18 protein-coding genes are annotated in these 16,438 nt (G+C 49.4%); 8 read left to right on the top strand and 10 right to left on the bottom strand.

Features of this window, described 5'->3' with window-relative positions; translation table 11 throughout:
• Window positions 1-25: 25 nt before the first annotated feature.
• The 4 genes from LLG46_09735 to LLG46_09720 form a co-directional block, all read right to left on the bottom strand.
• Window positions 26-181, bottom strand: a complete 156-nt coding sequence (locus tag LLG46_09735) for a hypothetical protein (GenBank protein MCE5323579.1) — start codon at window positions 179-181, stop codon at window positions 26-28.
• 12 nt (window positions 182-193) lie between these two features.
• Window positions 194-1,462, bottom strand: coding sequence for a HEAT repeat domain-containing protein (locus LLG46_09730; GenBank protein ID MCE5323578.1), 1,269 nt, complete (start codon window positions 1,460-1,462; stop codon window positions 194-196).
• An 18-nt stretch (window positions 1,463-1,480) separates the two neighbouring features.
• On the bottom strand, window positions 1,481-1,936 hold the full coding sequence (locus LLG46_09725; protein MCE5323577.1) for a dTDP-4-dehydrorhamnose 3,5-epimerase family protein: 456 nt from the start codon (window positions 1,934-1,936) through the stop codon (window positions 1,481-1,483).
• Window positions 1,937-2,020: 84 nt separating this feature from the next.
• A complete protein-coding gene (locus LLG46_09720; protein MCE5323576.1) occupies window positions 2,021-3,085 on the bottom strand; it encodes a glucose-1-phosphate thymidylyltransferase in 1,065 nt (354 codons plus the stop codon).
• A gap of 337 nt (window positions 3,086-3,422) precedes the next feature.
• Between LLG46_09720 and dnaK the strand changes: the two genes are divergently transcribed.
• From dnaK to LLG46_09690, 6 genes are all read left to right on the top strand, one after another.
• Window positions 3,423-5,267: a molecular chaperone DnaK gene (dnaK, locus tag LLG46_09715; GenBank protein ID MCE5323575.1), complete on the top strand. Its 1,845-nt coding sequence runs from the start codon at window positions 3,423-3,425 to the stop codon at window positions 5,265-5,267.
• Window positions 5,268-5,356: 89 nt separating this feature from the next.
• A complete protein-coding gene (locus LLG46_09710) occupies window positions 5,357-5,788 on the top strand; it encodes an Hsp20/alpha crystallin family protein (GenBank protein MCE5323574.1) in 432 nt (143 codons plus the stop codon).
• 78 nt (window positions 5,789-5,866) lie between these two features.
• Window positions 5,867-6,796: a DnaJ domain-containing protein gene (locus LLG46_09705; protein ID MCE5323573.1), complete on the top strand. Its 930-nt coding sequence runs from the start codon at window positions 5,867-5,869 to the stop codon at window positions 6,794-6,796.
• An 81-nt stretch (window positions 6,797-6,877) separates the two neighbouring features.
• A complete protein-coding gene (locus tag LLG46_09700; GenBank protein ID MCE5323572.1) occupies window positions 6,878-7,210 on the top strand; it encodes a MerR family transcriptional regulator in 333 nt (110 codons plus the stop codon).
• A 115-nt stretch (window positions 7,211-7,325) separates the two neighbouring features.
• Window positions 7,326-7,532, top strand: a complete 207-nt coding sequence (locus LLG46_09695) for a cold shock domain-containing protein (protein ID MCE5323571.1) — start codon at window positions 7,326-7,328, stop codon at window positions 7,530-7,532.
• 100 nt (window positions 7,533-7,632) lie between these two features.
• Complete coding sequence (locus LLG46_09690) at window positions 7,633-7,959, top strand: DUF4405 domain-containing protein (GenBank protein ID MCE5323570.1); 327 nt, start codon at window positions 7,633-7,635, stop codon at window positions 7,957-7,959.
• Between the two features lie 13 nt (window positions 7,960-7,972).
• On the opposite strand, the gene LLG46_09685 is transcribed toward LLG46_09690, so the two are convergent.
• The 3 genes from LLG46_09685 to LLG46_09675 all read right to left on the bottom strand — a co-directional run bounded on the left by LLG46_09685 (window position 7,973) and on the right by LLG46_09675 (window position 10,843).
• Window positions 7,973-8,599 carry a DUF47 family protein gene (locus LLG46_09685; protein ID MCE5323569.1) on the bottom strand — a complete coding sequence of 209 codons (627 nt, stop codon included), beginning with the start codon at window positions 8,597-8,599 and terminating at the stop codon, window positions 7,973-7,975.
• 21 nt (window positions 8,600-8,620) lie between these two features.
• Window positions 8,621-9,652, bottom strand: coding sequence for an inorganic phosphate transporter (locus LLG46_09680; GenBank protein ID MCE5323568.1), 1,032 nt, complete (start codon window positions 9,650-9,652; stop codon window positions 8,621-8,623).
• Window positions 9,653-9,763: 111 nt separating this feature from the next.
• Window positions 9,764-10,843, bottom strand: a complete 1,080-nt coding sequence (locus LLG46_09675; protein MCE5323567.1) for a deoxyguanosinetriphosphate triphosphohydrolase — start codon at window positions 10,841-10,843, stop codon at window positions 9,764-9,766.
• Between the two features lie 430 nt (window positions 10,844-11,273).
• On the opposite strand from LLG46_09675, the gene LLG46_09670 reads away from it, so the two are divergent.
• Both LLG46_09670 and LLG46_09665 read left to right on the top strand, forming a co-directional pair.
• Entirely contained in the window at window positions 11,274-12,353 is a 1,080-nt protein-coding gene (locus LLG46_09670; protein MCE5323566.1) for a beta-lactamase family protein, read from the top strand.
• Window positions 12,354-12,475: 122 nt separating this feature from the next.
• Complete coding sequence (locus tag LLG46_09665; GenBank protein MCE5323565.1) at window positions 12,476-13,219, top strand: response regulator transcription factor; 744 nt, start codon at window positions 12,476-12,478, stop codon at window positions 13,217-13,219.
• Between the two features lie 63 nt (window positions 13,220-13,282).
• On the opposite strand, the gene LLG46_09660 is transcribed toward LLG46_09665, so the two are convergent.
• The 3 genes from LLG46_09660 to LLG46_09650 are packed head-to-tail and all read right to left on the bottom strand — an operon-like array spanning window position 13,283 to window position 16,388.
• Entirely contained in the window at window positions 13,283-13,963 is a 681-nt protein-coding gene (locus LLG46_09660) for a class II aldolase/adducin family protein (protein MCE5323564.1), read from the bottom strand.
• Window positions 13,964-13,974: 11 nt separating this feature from the next.
• Entirely contained in the window at window positions 13,975-15,288 is a 1,314-nt protein-coding gene (locus LLG46_09655) for a bifunctional folylpolyglutamate synthase/dihydrofolate synthase (protein ID MCE5323563.1), read from the bottom strand.
• A gap of 8 nt (window positions 15,289-15,296) precedes the next feature.
• Window positions 15,297-16,388: an AAA family ATPase gene (locus tag LLG46_09650; protein MCE5323562.1), complete on the bottom strand. Its 1,092-nt coding sequence runs from the start codon at window positions 16,386-16,388 to the stop codon at window positions 15,297-15,299.
• Between the last annotated feature and the right edge of the window lie 50 nt (window positions 16,389-16,438).

Here is a 16,438-nt window from a genome sequence, read left to right as displayed (position 1 = left end):
TGAATAATGCTCTCGGAGACCCGTATTATGCGTAAAGCGCATAATCAGGGTTAGCCACACTGTAAAAAAACAAGTGCGGCTGAAAGTTGATGGCTATCATGCGTTGAATGTGATTGATGGTTCTGGCTGCCTGAATACTATTTTCTAGTTCAGGATTGCTTTGCTGTTCGCTTTCTGCCATTTGTACGTCTGATCAATAGTTGCCCACCAAAAACCATGCTATTGGATTAAATGGCTGGGCAAGGTCTTGGCGCAGGCTGCAGCTCCAGGATGCAGCGCGGCAGCGAACTGTATTGTCAGCATCATCAAGAAGCGTTTCTATCAGGTCCAGAGACCTCTGGCCGAAAATTGGCAGATTGCCCGAGCCTATTTCCCAAATTGAATCCAGAACCCAATAGCGCACATCATCATCTGGATCAGTCAGCATGTGCTCCAGAACGCTTATTGATTTCTCAGATGCGATATTGCTGAGGGCACATGCGGCCATCTCTCTTGAGTACTTAACACCGAGGTTTGCAACCCGCGATAGCTCCTCAACGGCCTCATCTCCAAATTTGCCTATTGCACTGGCAACTTCTACATCCCAATCTTCATCTGCTTCACGCGCCATCTCTAGAAGCCTGGGCAATACGCACTTATCGCCACATTTGCCTAGTGCAATCAAAGCAGCACAGTCAAGCTCAGGCACATCAAGTAACACGGTCAGTCTGTCAATTGCGGAGGCGTCGCCGATCTCACCCAAGGCATGTATAGCTTCCTTTTTTGCTTCCGGTGAACCATTGACCGTCACTTCAACCAGGCGTTCCACTGCTAACGTGCCCAAGCCAATCAACCCCCATTCAGCACTTCCCTCTGAATAGTCCTCCCGGTGATCGCACAAATAATCAATCAGGACATCAAGTGCACGGATATCACCCAGTTTGCCAAGTGCTGAAGCAACATCGAAACGAAGAGACTCATCATTGAGGTATTCCGCTAGTGGTTCAATTGCTGCCGGGTTTCCTATCTCCCCTAAAGGTTGAACGACAACCTTGCGTGCTTCAAGTGTTCCATATCGCCATACATCCAAGAGTGCAGGCAATGCCACATCACCCATCCACATAAGCTCCCAAGCAGCATGCGTTGCGACATGAGAATCATTCGATGCGTCCATTATAACTTTTGACAATGGCTCTATTGCATTTACGCCGCCTAGTTTGCCTGCCGCATCTACAGCATCAGCTCGCACTTGCATATCTTTATCATCAAGCAGCGCAAGCACAGCAGGATATCCGCGTTGGTCACCTATTTCACCCAGTGAGAAAGCAGCTCTCCAGCGTATCTGCGGGTTTGCATACTTGGTCGCCTCAATTAATCGCCCCACAGCTGCTTTGTCTGAGCGTATAAGCGCGCATTCAGCTTTTAGCTGGACGTCATTATCTGGGTCACCGAGTTTCTGTATGAGTTCGTCGATGTGGTCCAACAATATCCCTTTCAGAACCTACGTAATCTTGATATCCCAGTTGTAAGGGATGTTGGGGCTGTCATACGACTCGCGATACTCGTCGGGCTCCTTGGGATTGTAGAGATTGGTCGGGAAGTTGATTAGCAGTGACGGTTCCACCCCGACAGTCTTATACCCGTGCATCGTGCCCACGGGTATCTTGAGCAGGATAGGGTTATTGTCGCCCATGAAGAACTCATTGATCTCGCCGTACGTGGGGGAATCTTTGCGAGCGTCATAGACAACTGCTTTGACCATGCCCTTAGGCACAACCCAATAGTCATCCTGTTTTTTGTGATAGTGCCATGCGCGGATAATGCCGGGATAGTTCATGCTGATGTATGTCTGTGCGAACCTGCCGAACTCCGGCCAGTCTTCACGCAGCATTTCCATAAGATAGCCGCGCTCATCTGCATGGCGCTTAAGTTGCTTTACTATTACTCCTTCTATCATCAGTTCTCCTCGATAACTATGCATCTTGTAATAATTGTTACGTTGTACCCTCACCCCAACTCTTTCTCCCAGGAGAGGGAGCCGTCATATCACGCTAACTGTGCTGTTATCGCCCACCATCATGCGATATGCCTTCGGCTTTTTGTGATCCTTGTCGATCCTGACGTTTTTGCCTATCAGGCTGTCTTCCAGGCGGCTGCCTATGCCCAATATCTGAGAGTCTTCCAGAATTATACTGTGCTCGACCTCACTTGAGATGATCTTGCAGCGGTCATTGATCGACGTATACGGACCTATAAATGCATTTTCAATGATGCATCCCTCGCCAATAATCGCGGGACCGCGCAAACAGGAGTTGATTATCCTGCTGCCCTTGCCGATCTTTACCCGGCCTGCAACGTCTGAATTTTCATCAACTTCACCCAGCACATCCCGCTTGATACCGTCCAATATGATGCGGTTGGCTTCGAGCATGTCTTCGAGCTTGCCGGTATCTTTCCACCATCCGGTTATTATGTGGCTGTTGACCTTGTAGCTGTGATCGACCAGATATTGAATGGCATCGGTGATCTCAAGTTCACCGCGAGCAGAAGACTTTATGGCGTTTACTGCCTCGAATATAGACGCGTCAAACATGTAGACACCTACCAGAGCGAGGTCAGTAGGCGGCTGCTTTGGCTTTTCGATCAAGCGTACCACACGCCCTCCCTCAAGTTCTGCTACTCCGAATGACTGGGGATTGGGCACATGCGCCAGAAGTATCTGCGCATTTGCATCCGATTCGCAATATTCGTCTACGAACGATATGATGCCGTCTTTGATTAGATTATCGCCCAGATACATTACAAAAGCGTCGTCTTGGATGAAATCCTGCGAAATCTTTACTGCATGAGCAAGACCCAGAGGTGCATCCTGCTGTATATATGTGATCTTCACATCCCAACGCTCGCCATTGCCCACGGCTGCCTCGACCTCTTCATGCGTGTCGCCGACAACAATACCGATATCAGTAATACCGGCAGCCTTTACGGCTTCTATTGTATAGAAGAGTATTGGTTTATTTGCGACGGGCACGAGCTGTTTCGCGCCGGTATATGTGATCGGTCGGAGTCTTGTACCCTTACCTCCACTCAAGATGAGAGCTTTCATATCAGCCTCCATACGCATCATGCGATGACTGGATTATAGTAGTGATAATGAGTCATGTCAATTTTATTACGGTGAGATGATTCGAGGGGATTCCAACATCAACTAACTATCACCCAACACCCATATGATCGGTTTGCAAACAATCTATCCGCAGGCCGCCTAGAAAAACGAAGAAAATCTCAAGATAAATGTTGAAGAGCCCAAAAATATGGGTATAAGACACTTGACAGTATCGCACTCAAGTCATATAATTATGACAGCAGGCGATGATACCACAGCGGCCTTGTTTGGGCACGCATATAATAGGGGTATCCACTATCCGCGGAGGTGAACTCAATTGGCCAAAACAGTAGGTATTGATTTAGGCACCACAAACAGCGTGGTTGCAGTAATGGAAGGCGGCGAACCGGTCGTGATCCCCAATTCCGAGGGGAGCCGGACGACTCCTTCCGTTGTAGGTTTTTCAAAGACCGGCGAACGTCTGGTGGGCGTAACAGCCAAGCGTCAGGCGATCCTTAACCCTGATCGCACCATCTCATCTATCAAGCGTGAGATGGGAACCGATCACAAGGTTACGATTGACGGCAAGGGCTACACGCCTGAAGAGATTTCGGCTATGATCCTGCAGAAGCTCAAGGCGGATGCAGAGGCTTATCTGGGTGAACAGGTGACTCAGGCAGTTATCACCGTCCCGGCATATTTTAACGATATGCAGCGAACAGCCACAAAGCAGGCGGGCGAGATTGCCGGTCTCAAGGTTCTCAGGATTATAAACGAGCCAACTGCCGCATCACTCGCATACGGCCTGGAAAAGAAAGGTAATGAGACCATTCTTGTATGGGACCTCGGCGGCGGGACTTTTGATGTGTCGCTCCTGGAAGTAGGCGAGGGCGTATTCGAGGTCAAATCAACTTCGGGCGATACGCGGCTTGGCGGTGACGACTGGGACGAGCGGATCGTCAATTGGGTATGCAGCGAATTCAAGGCTCAGCAGGGAATCGATCTCAAAAATGATAAACAGGCTCTGCAGCGTGTCAAAGAAGCTGCAGAAAAGGCAAAGATCGAGCTTTCCACCGTGGTCCAGACAAATATCAACCTGCCTTATATTACGGCGGACGCATCGGGACCCAAGCATCTTGACATGAACCTGACCCGTGCGAAGTTCGAAGAACTCACCAGCGACCTGCTGGAACGCTGTGTCGGGCCTTATAAGAAGGCAATGGAAGATGCCAAGATCAGCGAGGGTCAGATAAACGAGATCGTGCTGGTTGGTGGATCGACTCGAATGCCTATGGTGCAGGAGTTGGTCAAGAAACTTGCCGGAGGCAAGGAGCCGCACAGAGGCGTTAACCCGGACGAGGTCGTGGCTGTAGGCGCTGCGATTCAGGCCGGTGTGTTGGGCGGTGAGGTCAAGGATGTAGTGTTACTGGATGTTACACCGCTCACATTGGGTGTGGAGACACTTGGCGGAATTACGGACAAGCTCATCGAGCGCAACACCACCATCCCGACCAGAAAGTCCAAGACATATACTACGGCTGCAGATGGCCAGACCGAAGTCGAGATCAACGTATTGCAGGGCGAGCGCGAGATGGCTCAGTATAACCACAGCCTCGGCAGGTTCCACCTGGCAGGTATTCCACCTGCGCCGAGGGGTGTGCCTCAGATTGAGGTCACCTTCGACATTGATGCGAACGGTATAGTGAATGTCTCGGCTCAGGATAAGGCGACAGGCAAGCAGCAGTCGATCACTATCAGCGGTTCGACCAGACTCTCCAAGGACGATATCGATAAGATGATGAGAGACGCCGAAGGTCATGCCGAGGAGGACCGCAAGCTCAGAGATGCCGCAGAAGCCAAGAACAAGGCTGAGCAACTGCTTTATTCCACCGAGAAGACCTTGAAAGACCTTGGCGACAAAGTGTCGTCTGAAGATAAACTGGCTGTCGAAAATGCGCTCAGTGAGTTGAGATCGGCTGTTGAATCGAATGATGCAGAGCGGATCAATACCGCCTCCGAAGCGCTCCAGCAGCAGGCATACAAGCTATCGCAGATGCTGTATGAGCAGGCCTCACAGGCTCAGGCGGGCGCTCCCGAAGGACAGGCTCCTGAAGGACCGGCAGCCGAAACGCCAAAGGAAGAAGACGAAGGCGTAATTGACGCCGAATTCAAAGCAGAATAACAGGTGTCAGGTGCCGGGTATCGGGTGTCGGAGTGCGTTATCCGGCACCTGGCACCCGACACCCATCACCCGAAAGGAGCGAGCAGCAGATGATAAGCAGATGGGATCCGTTTAGGGATATCAGTGTTTTGCAAGACAGAATCAATCGAATATTCAATGAGTCGGCGGGTCGTGCCGAAAGCGCATCCAGCCGAACCTGGTCGCCGGTAGTAGACATTTTAGAGACTCAAAGTGACCTTGTTGTTCGCGCTGAACTGCCGGGGATGAACCGAGATGATATAGATATTGAAGTTACGGGTGAGTCTCTGACTATTCGCGGCGAGCGCAAGTTCGATGAGGCGAGCAAGGATGAATATATCCGGGTCGAGCGCCCATATGGACCATTCCAGAGGTCGTTCAGCATAGGAGTGCCGGTGCAGCCGAATAAGGTAAAAGCCGGCTATCATGACGGTCTGCTTGAGATTATTATTCCTAAGGCCGAAGAGACCAAACCCAAGAAGATCAAAGTAAACGCTGAATAGGTTAGAGGTATCGGGTGCCGGGTGTCGGAGTACATACTCTTACCTGGCACCTGAAACCCGACATTCGACACCAATACTATGGCCACTAATTATAAAGATTATTATAAAATACTGGGCGTTGACAGGAACGCATCGGAGAAGGATATCAAATCGGCCTACCGTAAGCTGGCTCGAAAGTATCATCCCGATGTAAACCCGGGCGACAAATCTGCCGAGGAGAAGTTCAAAGAAGTCAGCGAGGCATATGAGGTGCTTGTCGATAAGGACAAACGCGCCAAATATGACCAGTTCGGCCAATATTGGGAGCAGGCCGGACAGGCAGGTCCCGGTCCTGGGGCGGGGTATCCCTGCGGTGACTTTACGTTTGACTTCGGTGGCTTCGATCAAAGGGGGCAGCGTGTAGACTTTGGTGGTGAAGGCGGCTTCGATCTCTTTGAGATGCTTTTTGGTGAAGGCAGACGCGCAGGCGGATCGACAAAAAAACGCCATGCGCCCCCGGCAAAGGGACGCGATATCGAATCTGAGATGGAGATATCTCTTGAAGATGCCTTCACCGGGACCAAAAAGCCATTTTCGCTCAATGGGCGCAAGATAGAAGTGACGATTCCAAAGGGCGTTCGCAACGGCCAAAAGATCAGACTTGCAGGCCAGGGAGAAAAAGGTCCCGCAGGCGAGGGAGACTTATTTATAAAGATTAAAATTCGTCCTCATCAAACATTTGAACGTTCGGACGATGACCTGCGCATTGAGGTTCCTGTGGATTATGTGACAGCGGCTTTGGGCGGAGAGATCACTGTTCCAACACTCTCGGGAAGAGTTACTATGAAGATCCCTCCTGGCACATCCGGCGGCAAAACGTTTCGGCTTCCCGGTCAGGGTATGCCAAAGATGAAAGACGGCGGACGCGGGAACCAATATGTGAAAGTCAGAGTTCATATCCCGGAGCATATACCAGCAAAGGAACGCGAACTATTGGAGGAAATCCATAAACTGCGCAAAGGCGGTTGATAACAGATGATGTGTATTGGATAAAGGTTCCATTACCTGGTGCCTAATACATATCAACTGATATGAAAGTGAGGGTTCACAATGCCACGTGTTGACAAAAATGAACCGTTATACTTAATAGGTGTGGCAGCAAGACTCTGTGAGTTGCATCCTCAGACTCTGCGTATGTATGAGCGTCTGGGGCTTGTGCATCCTGCCAGACTCGGCAGAAAGAACCGCATGTATTCCGAAGCCGATATTGAGCGGCTCAGACAGATCCAACGTCTGACTCAGGATATGGGTGTGAACCTGGCAGGCGTGGAAGTAATTCTTGACCTTCTGGACAAAATGTCGCGCATGCAGGAGCAAATGGAAAATGAAATGGAACGAATGCAACAGCTCATGGAGGAGAGAATCAGGCGTATGCAGAAGTAGAAAGCGTGTGCAGCTTCTAAATAGCTGCCGAGCGGGTTTACAAATGGTGTTTTCGGTGCTATAATCCGTTCACTGGCGTAAATCCGTGTGGAATTATCTGAAGGAGGGTGGTAGGTTGCAAATTGGTGTCGTAAAGTGGTTCAACGACGCTAAAGGGTATGGCTTCATCGCTACAGAAGAAGGCAAAGACATCTTCGTGCACTATTCGGCTATTAATATGGATGGCCGGAAGACCCTATTTGAAGGGCAGCAGGTGGAGTTCGAGATTGCCGACGGCCCTAAAGGCCCGCAGGCGGCTAATGTCTCCGCGGTGTCGGCGTAGAACCCAGTACAACTAAAAAGTGTGTGCCCCGAGCACTGACTTCGGGGCATAATTTTGTTATCCTCAAAATAATCGCAATCACAATAGCCGGGAGGCACAGATGAAGAGTGTGGTATCGCTGATATTAGTTGTCTCTTTCGTGGTTACTGCCGTTACAGGCCTATTGATGATGTTTGCACACATCCGTCAACTAACGCCTGTGCATGAACTGATGTCCCTCGTAATGGTAATTGCTGCTGTCTTCCACATAGTTTTGAATGCCGGATGTATCTGGTGTTATATCAAACAAAAGCCAGTGCTCGCGTGTGTGCTGCTAATAATAACAATCGCAATTACTTCGCTAATTACAATCTCCGCACCGCACGGACATAAAAGTCATGGTGACCCCGGCTTTGAGCATGGCCGACAAGCAATTGACCCGGATTAGCGCTCGATATTGTTTAAGCATTCTTTAGAGCAACGGCTTCGACAATATTTGCTGCGTCTTCGCACTTATCGATGGCAGTCTCCAGATGCTCGTATAGTTCCTTCCATTTGATTACTTCGATGGGGTCTTTCTCATTTTTGAAAAGGCCGGCGATGGCGTTGCGGCTGACTTTGTCACCTTCGTTTTCGAGCCGATTGACCTCTATCCAGCGTCTTTTCATGCCTTTGACATCCTTGAGGTTTTTCATGCTCTCTGTCAATGCAAGGGTTTCCTCGGCTGCGCGCAGCACTATATTGGCCAGCTCTATAGCCTCTGGGCTTATTGAGATCACTCCATATAGGTTCAGCCGCTGAGCGGTCGCATTTATGAAGTCCAGAATATCATCCAGCGCTGAACTGAGCGCATGGATGTCCTCGCGGTCCATTGGTGTAATAAATGTCATATTGAGCTTTTCGATGATCTTGTGAGCTATCTCGTCCCCAAAGCTTTCGGCCTTTTCTATCTTCATTCTCTTCTGATCGATATCCGTATAGTCTTCGAGCAGATCCTTTAGCAGCACAGCTCCTTCGACAACATTTGCCGCCTGCGCCTTGAACAGATCAAAAAAAGCCTCTTCTCTTGGTATAATCCTCAGGCCCATATCCGGCCTCCATTTCTTGATTTATTGACAAAGGTGAATAAGTAAATATACGCCAGACGCCATAAGTGCAGACAGCGGCATTGTCAAAATCCATGCCCACACGATCCTGCTGGCCACTCCCCATTTTACAGCAGACAGTCTGTTTGTCGCACCGACTCCGACAATGGCGCCGGTGATAGTGTGCGTTGTGCTGACGGGAATGCCTGCCATAGTCGAGCCTATGATAGTTATTGCTCCTGCGGTTTCTGCGCAGAAACCGCCTACAGGTTTGAGTTTGGTAATACCCAAACCCATGGTCTTGACAATTCTCCAACCGCCGGACATCGTTCCCAACGCAATTGCAGCCGCACATGCCAGTTTGACCTCAACTGGTACCGGTATAATGCCGTTTGCAGTCGGCTGCAAATGGCCGCTTGTGAGCAACACAATGGCAATAACACCCATTGTTTTCTGAGCGTCATTTGTGCCATGGCCTATGCTGTATGCGGCTGCGGACAATAACTGCAGATGTCTGAACAAATTGTCCACTCTTCTCGGCGAGGTTCTGCGAAACAGCCACATAACGATCACCATGACAAAAAAGCCGATTACCATGCCGATCATTGGAGCGAGCACGATAAAGGCGGCGATTGTGTCGATCTTCTCCCAGTTCAATACGTTTTTCATCGATCCGGTCAAGATGTGTGCGGCCGTAAGGCCTGCGCCCGCAAGGCCGCCGATCAGAGCATGAGAAGAACTGGTTGGAAGTCCGAAATACCAGGTTATGATATTCCAAAAAACTGCCCCGCATAGTCCCGCAAGGGCAATGATAAGCATTGTGTGGGGTGTGAAAATAGCTGCATTGACGGTTTTGCCGACTGTATCCGCAACGTGCACACCGAATACGAGCGGTGCCACGAAGTTAAAAAAAGCTGCCCACAATACTGCCTGAAATGGTGAAAGCACCTTTGTCGCGACAACTGTGGCAATCGAGTTTGCCGCGTCATGGAAACCGTTCAGGAAGTCAAAAATGAGGGCAACAGCAATGATCGTTATTACAAGATATAGTGACATACAGACCTGCAAAATATGGAATTAACGACGGCAAGGTTTAGGTTGCAGTAAAGCACCCGCAAAAACAGGTTACCACCGCCCATTTATTCTACAAGCGTCTGCACTGCCGCGTCAAGCAATTTGTAAGTCGTCTGTAATCTTCCTGTAATGCTGCTTTCCGAATTTATGCATATGGTCTTTTTGTGCATAGCGGTCGGTCATACCTGAGATGAAATCACAGACATGTCGAGCAAGCTCTCTTGTGTTTTGGGTTGATGTGGAAGACTCGCTGTATATCGAATATAGCTGATCCGGGTCGGCCATATAGAACCGGAAAAGCTCTTTAAGCATTTCACCGGCATGCTTTAGCTCGGCAATACCGGTCACATCGCGGCCATAGACATGCTGAAAGAGATAGTCTTTAAGCCGATTGGTGGCTTTTCTAAACGGTTCGCTCATCCCGATTGTTCTTTTTCCGGCGTAGTAGAAGATAATATCACTTACCATTGCGCCGATTCTGTCCGAGTGATTTTTGCCGAGTATTTCAACACAACTCACCGGCAGATCATCCTCGGTGATAATGCCCGCGCGAATCGCATCGTCAATGTCGTGGTTCACATATGCCACTCGGTCGCTTATCTTTACGATCCTGCCTTCGAGAGTGGATGGACCGCGGGAGTCGATAGCAAGGTCCGCATTACCTTTGGAGTGATGCAAAATGCCGTCCCTGACCTCGTAAGTCAGATTAAGCCCAACTCCTTTGTTTTCAAGCACATCAACCACTCTCAGGCTCTGCTGCGAATGTCTGAAGGAGCCATCGGGGACAAATTCTCGTATTACCTCGTCAAGCGCCGATTCACCGGCATGACCAAACGGAGTATGGCCGAGGTCATGGCCCAGAGCTATTGCTTCGGTAAGGTCTTCATTGAGGCGGAGAGCACGTGAGATCGTGCGGGCGATCTGAGCGACTTCAAGAGTATGGGTCAGACGTGTGCGGTAATGGTCCTCTTCCGGGTCGATGAAAACCTGAGTCTTGTGTTTGAGCCTGCGAAACGATTTGCAGTGAATGATCCTGTCACGGTCGCGCTGGAAACATGTGCGGACGCTGTCCTGCGCCTCCGGTCGCTGCCTGCCTTTGGAGTTGGATGCGCAGACTGCGTCGGCAGAGAGTATTTCTTTTTCCAGTTGTTCGTATGTTTCGCGTATATTCATATCAATTATCCGGCGGATACAATTTTCCGAAAGACCAAGGGTTGAATCCGGGTTTGCAGATCGTAAAAATGCGTCCCCAATCATCCTCCTGGAAGTACGAAAAAAGCGAAGGGCAGTATACTATAATAGTAATAGCTAAGGCAAACAATATTCCCACACTATCCATAGAGAGGTGTTTGCTGGCTATAGATTTGGCTTGCATTAGGTCTGCACTTGGTTGCTTCATATAGTTTGATATTTCGCTACCATTTATAATATCAACTAAGCAATTTACGCTAAGTAAATTGCACGTTTCGCTCTAAATATCGTATATTCAGAATACGCGCCTTGATGCAAGTTTATGACCGTGTTTTACTTAGTCCGTGCATATGGACCCAAAAATATTCTATGCCGTCGACTATTGGGTAGTCAAGCGGCTAAGAGGTATGGCATGAAAACAGAGACCGGGATTGACGACAAGAGACTGTCAGCGGCACGGCAGCTTTTTGAAGAGGGAATCAATAAGCAGCTATATCCCGGCGGTGCTGTGTTGGCATCATATAAAAATGAAGTGATTATGCAGGTCTGTGCAGGACACACAGACTTCTCACATACCGCGGAGGTAAACGAAAACACGCTTTTCGATCTTGCGTCCCTCACAAAACCTATTGCAACCGCTCCGGCTGTGCTTGCGTTATATCAAGACGGATTGGTCAGTCTCGACCAGTGCGTCACAGAATTTTTCCCCGAAAGGCATCTGCCTCATCTTGAGAAAGTGACACTGCGCCATCTGCTCACCCATACATCGGGTCTGCCGTCATGGCGCGCTCTATATTCAAATGCTCATACTCGCAAGCAGGCGATAGATGAGCTATTTGCAATTGACCTTGAACACGAGCCTGGAACTGCCTATACATATAGCTGCTTGGGATACATAATGCTCGGGCTAGTTATCGAAGCGGTGAGCGGTGAAAGCATGGACCAATTTGTAAAGAGGCGTCTTTTCCAGCCTATGGGCATGCCAAACACATTGTTCAACCCATCGCCTACAAAATATTTGTGCTGCGCAACCGATCACTCCAAGACTAGGGCGCGAATGCTCGTCGGCGAGGTCCACGATGATAATGCCTTTGTATTGGGCGGTGTTGCAGGAAACGCCGGGCTTTTTTCTAATATTTTGGACCTGGCAACATTTTGCCGGCACATCACAATTCGGGAGCAATTATGCAAAAAAATACCACTTGAGGACGCTGTTCTTAAACTGATGTTCCAAAATGCTGTACCCGAAAAAATTGGGATGCAGAGCGTGGGATGGTTTATGAAAGGCAATGAAATGTTCCCCGGCGGTGAGTTTGTGTCTAAATTTGCCATTGGTCACTCCGGTTTCACGGGTACGGCGATGGTAATCGACCCGGCCTGTGAGCTGTTTGTGATCTTGCTGACCAATAGAGTCTGTCTTGATGATAGTGGAATGGAGTTCCGAAAACAGCGCAGAAGTGTTTTTGATGCCATAGTCGGCGCTATTGTGTGATGAGAATAACTATTTTTGCTTATTTTTTGTTTTACTATTGACACGGCGGGTAGAAGCGATTATACTAAGCCAAGATGAGTTTTCGCCGGAAGGCAAATACATAAACGAGGTAAGCATAGGATATGGAAAACGTACTCAAGAAGGATGAGACCGGAGCCGGTAAGCCCCGGGTGCTGGTGATAGACGACGAAGAGAATGTTTGCGAACTTATCACCCTTTATTTCGAGAAGGCAGGCTATGAAGTTATCTGCACCGGCGACGGCAGTGAAGGTATGGACATGGTCCGCACCCAAAAACCGGATCTCGTGATTCTTGACCTCATGCTTCCTGGTATAGATGGGCTCGACGTCTGCAAGGAAATCCGAAAGACGAGCAATGTTCCCCTAATTATGCTCAGCGCAAGAGTTGATGAAGTTGACCGTGTCCTTGGTCTTGAGATAGGGGCGGACGATTATGTGACCAAGCCGTTCTCGCCGAGAGAGTTGCTGGCTCGTGTGAAGGCAGTGCTGAGAAGAGCCGCATATGTGCCGAGTCCCGATGAGCAACAGGTTCTGAATATGCCGGGACTGTCTGTAAGCAGGATTTCAAGAGAAGTTATAGTCGGAGAGCAGCGCATTGATCTGACTCCGAAAGAATTCGACCTGCTCTGGTATCTTGCCTCAAACAGAAACCGCGTGTTTACCCGTGAACAGCTTTTGGAGCAAGTCTGGGCATATCAGGAGTTTTACGGAGACGAAAGGACTGTTGATCAGCACATAAAGAGACTTCGCAGGAAGATCGAGATCAACGGAAGCCCATGCAGAATAACGACCATTTGGGGTGTGGGCTACAAGTTCGAGATCAGAGAACCGGCTGCAGCTCTTTAACAGTAATATTACAAATGTAGTGCAAAAATAACAGGGATAGTCTGCAATGGCTTTCCCTGTTTTTTATTCAGTTGGCGATAGGTTCGTTACATCTTCTATGCCATATCTGTAAAGAAGTCTGTTACGCTCTTCGATGATGCATTCTTCCGGTATAGGATGTGCTCCACCTATTGCGGCTGCGCTGATATATATAAATGCTGCCTTTTCCAGGATGCGGCATGCCGTGACAGCCTCGCCGAGTGTGCGGCCTCCTATAACAGCGCCATGGTTTGCCAGCAACACGGCAGATGAATCGTCTCCAATCACTGCACAGGCCTCTTCCGAGAGATCTTTACTTCTGCCTCCTGATGCATATCTGGTGCACCTAACTTCACCGCCGATTATCTGAGCCATGTCTTCGACTATCACGGGCAGAGACTTGTGAGCGCATGCCAGGCAGGTCGCGTAGGGGGCATGTGTGTGCACAAATGCCCCCAAATCCGGCCTGATGGCCAGCAGCCGTCTGTGCAATTCCGTCTCCGATGATGGCACTGCCTGCCCACTGACTTTTTGGCCATCCATAGAGACTACGACAAAATCTTCCGGGGTCATAGTTGTGTAATCAACAGCGGACGGAGTAATAACAAAGCCTTCCTCCACTCTCACGGAAATATTGCCCCAAGTGCCTATGAACTGGCCTATCTCGGACAGATGAAGGCATGCTTTTATGATCTCTTGTCTGAGTTGCAGGCTGTCTTTTTCCACAGTGCACCTTCCTAAATTTTGACTTCACCTACAGTATAAAACGAGCCGGTAACCAGTATCAGATCGTTCTTGTCTGCGATCTCAAGCGCACGGTTCACCGCATCCGGCACATTCATCACAATCTCCACGTTATCACAGTGTTTTCGAGCCTCGTCTGCCAGTTTTTGTACAGGCAGAGCTTTTTTCCATTTGGACTGTGTTGCTATTATGAGCGATGCCATAGGTGCGAGCCGTGCGAGCACACCTTCGCATGGATGAGTGCTCAGCATTCCAATCACCAGAATAAGTCTGTCATATTTGAAGTTCTCGCGCACAGCCTTTGCAAGACTTCGAGCAGCAGCGGGATTGTGCGCACCATCCACGATCAGCTTAGGGTTATCTTGCATCACTTCCAGCCGACCTGGAATATAAGCATAAGCTATACCTGCACGAATTGCCTGCTGGGGTATACGCACTTCATATTTTTCCAGTGCAAGCACGGCAGCTATGGCTGTGGCCGCATTGACATGCTGAAACTGACCTGTCAGCCCGGGCTTCAAGCCTATCATCTGCATTTGCGGACCGCGAATCGAAAAGTCACAGTCCTTGCTGGTGTATTTGAACTGAACATCGGCTGATGGTGAGCCGGACTTTCTGGAGTGCGAACTCATCACTCTCCAGACTTCAGCACCTTCTTCCCTTGCCCGATCCATTATTACTCGCCAGGCTTCTTCGTCATCAACTGCAGTCACTAACACACTGCCGGTTTTGATTATTCCGGCCTTCTCGAACGCGATCTTGCCCACCGTATCACCAAGACGGTCCATATGGTCGAGACTGACATTTGTAATCACGGTCACATACGGCTCAACAATATTTGTGGCATCGAATCTGCCTCCCAAGCCTACTTCCATCACTGCAAAGTCAACACGCTGTCTGGCAAAATAGAGATATGCTGCCATTGTCTTGACTTCAAACTCAGTCACGGGTCCCAGGTCTGTTTCACTGAGCTTATCGGCGACCGGCTTTATCTCGCTTATGATGTCGGCAAACTCTTCTCTGCCGATCATACGTCCATCAATCTGGATCCTCTCACGCATATCGCGCACGTAAGGTGACACATAAAGAGCTGTCCGATACCCCGCCTCACTCAAGATTGCCTGAATAAATGCGGCAGTGGAGCCTTTGCCGTTTGTGCCGCCTACATGAATGACCCTGAGCTGTTTATGGGGGCTGCCTAAGGCCTCTGACAAAGCTCTTATCCTGTCCAGCCCGAACTTTATTCCGAATACCAGGAGCCCGTTCATATATTCGAGCGCCTGGTCATATGTAAGGTTTTCGCTCATTATTGCAATTAATTACCTTTACGAAGCTTTTCTATTATGCGATCAACATCCACAAACTCGTCCACCAACGCTTCCGCAGCGGATATCTTCTCGAAATCTCCAGGTCTGATTTTGACGATCAGCTTGGCTATCTTTGAGGCAACGCTGTATGTATCATCACGGACAAGGATTACGGGAATGTATGTTTTTGCGACCAGTTCCATGATGTTGGGCTGAGGTGTTGTCCCACCGGTCAGGATCATTCCTGCCACACTCGGCGTGTGTCCTAAAATACACGAACTCATTGCTGCAAGGATTATATCATCACGTGTGCCGGGAGTTATGAGCAGAGCATCACTTCGCATATATTCGATGGCCTGGTGAGGAGGCATTGCGCCGATCACCATCTTGCCAACAACATTGCGCAGCCCTCGCTCACCACTTACCAGTTCGCCGTCAATATCTTCAAGCAGTTGCTCAACGGTGGGGTTGGATAGCATAGGTCGATACGGCATCACACCCAATACGTCGATTCCCTTTCTTTCAAGCCCTCGCGTGACGTAGGACTTCACTTTTTCGTATTTTTCTTCCTCGACTTTATTGACGATCGCTCCCAGAATTTCAACACCGGATGCATCGAACATTGCTTTGTTGAGCAGAATTTCATCTATAGGCCGTCCGATACCGCCCGAAGACACTATAACAGCCCTGCATCCGAGCAATGATGCGACATCACCATTAGACATATCGAACACCGACCCGACCCCGGCATGCCCCGTGCCTTCCACGACAACGATATCATTACCCATGGACACGCGCGTGAAGGCAGCCATTATTTTATCCACCAAGTCTGCTCGATTGGGGTTGTCTATGTAGTCTTCCGTGAAGTGACGCGGAACGGCAATCGGAGACATGTCTTCGAGGTTACCTTTGAGATCGTAAACTTTCTTGATCAGCAGGGCATCTTCGTCAATCTTATGGCTGTTTATCTCAATATATCTCTGCCCGACCGGTTTGATATATCCCACGTTCGGCAGACGTTTCTTGAGTGCGGAGATCAGACCCAAGCATGTAATTGTCTTGCCGTCATTTTGCCGTGTTGCGCCTATATATAAGTTCATCTGACTCTCCATATACGGAAATTTGTGCTGGAGGTTGGAATTATGGTTAA

This window comes from bacterium, assembly GCA_021371935.1.
Classification (GTDB): Bacteria; Armatimonadota; UBA5829; order UBA5829; family UBA5829; genus UBA5829.
The sequence above is the reverse complement of the archived record's forward strand: the minus strand, read 5'-3'. Positions and strand labels throughout refer to the sequence as shown.

Excerpts from the sequence above, each read along its gene's own strand:
- LLG46_09705 (MCE5323573.1), top strand. The coding sequence starts at position 5,867 with ATGGCCACTAATTATAAAGATTATTATAAAATACTGGGCGTTGACAGG.
- LLG46_09650 (MCE5323562.1), bottom strand. The coding sequence starts at position 16,388 with ATGAACTTATATATAGGCGCAACACGGCAAAATGACGGCAAGACAATT.
- LLG46_09675 (MCE5323567.1), bottom strand. The coding sequence starts at position 10,843 with ATGAATATACGCGAAACATACGAACAACTGGAAAAAGAAATACTCTCT.
- LLG46_09655 (MCE5323563.1), bottom strand. The coding sequence starts at position 15,288 with ATGAGCGAAAACCTTACATATGACCAGGCGCTCGAATATATGAACGGG.
- LLG46_09700 (MCE5323572.1), top strand. The coding sequence starts at position 6,878 with ATGCCACGTGTTGACAAAAATGAACCGTTATACTTAATAGGTGTGGCA.
- LLG46_09690 (MCE5323570.1), top strand. The coding sequence starts at position 7,633 with ATGAAGAGTGTGGTATCGCTGATATTAGTTGTCTCTTTCGTGGTTACT.
- LLG46_09710 (MCE5323574.1), top strand. The coding sequence starts at position 5,357 with ATGATAAGCAGATGGGATCCGTTTAGGGATATCAGTGTTTTGCAAGAC.
- LLG46_09685 (MCE5323569.1), bottom strand. The coding sequence starts at position 8,599 with ATGGGCCTGAGGATTATACCAAGAGAAGAGGCTTTTTTTGATCTGTTC.
- LLG46_09665 (MCE5323565.1), top strand. The coding sequence starts at position 12,476 with ATGGAAAACGTACTCAAGAAGGATGAGACCGGAGCCGGTAAGCCCCGG.
- LLG46_09670 (MCE5323566.1), top strand. The coding sequence starts at position 11,274 with ATGAAAACAGAGACCGGGATTGACGACAAGAGACTGTCAGCGGCACGG.
- LLG46_09735 (MCE5323579.1), bottom strand. The coding sequence starts at position 181 with ATGGCAGAAAGCGAACAGCAAAGCAATCCTGAACTAGAAAATAGTATT.
- LLG46_09720 (MCE5323576.1), bottom strand. The coding sequence starts at position 3,085 with ATGAAAGCTCTCATCTTGAGTGGAGGTAAGGGTACAAGACTCCGACCG.
- LLG46_09725 (MCE5323577.1), bottom strand. The coding sequence starts at position 1,936 with ATGATAGAAGGAGTAATAGTAAAGCAACTTAAGCGCCATGCAGATGAG.
- LLG46_09680 (MCE5323568.1), bottom strand. The coding sequence starts at position 9,652 with ATGTCACTATATCTTGTAATAACGATCATTGCTGTTGCCCTCATTTTT.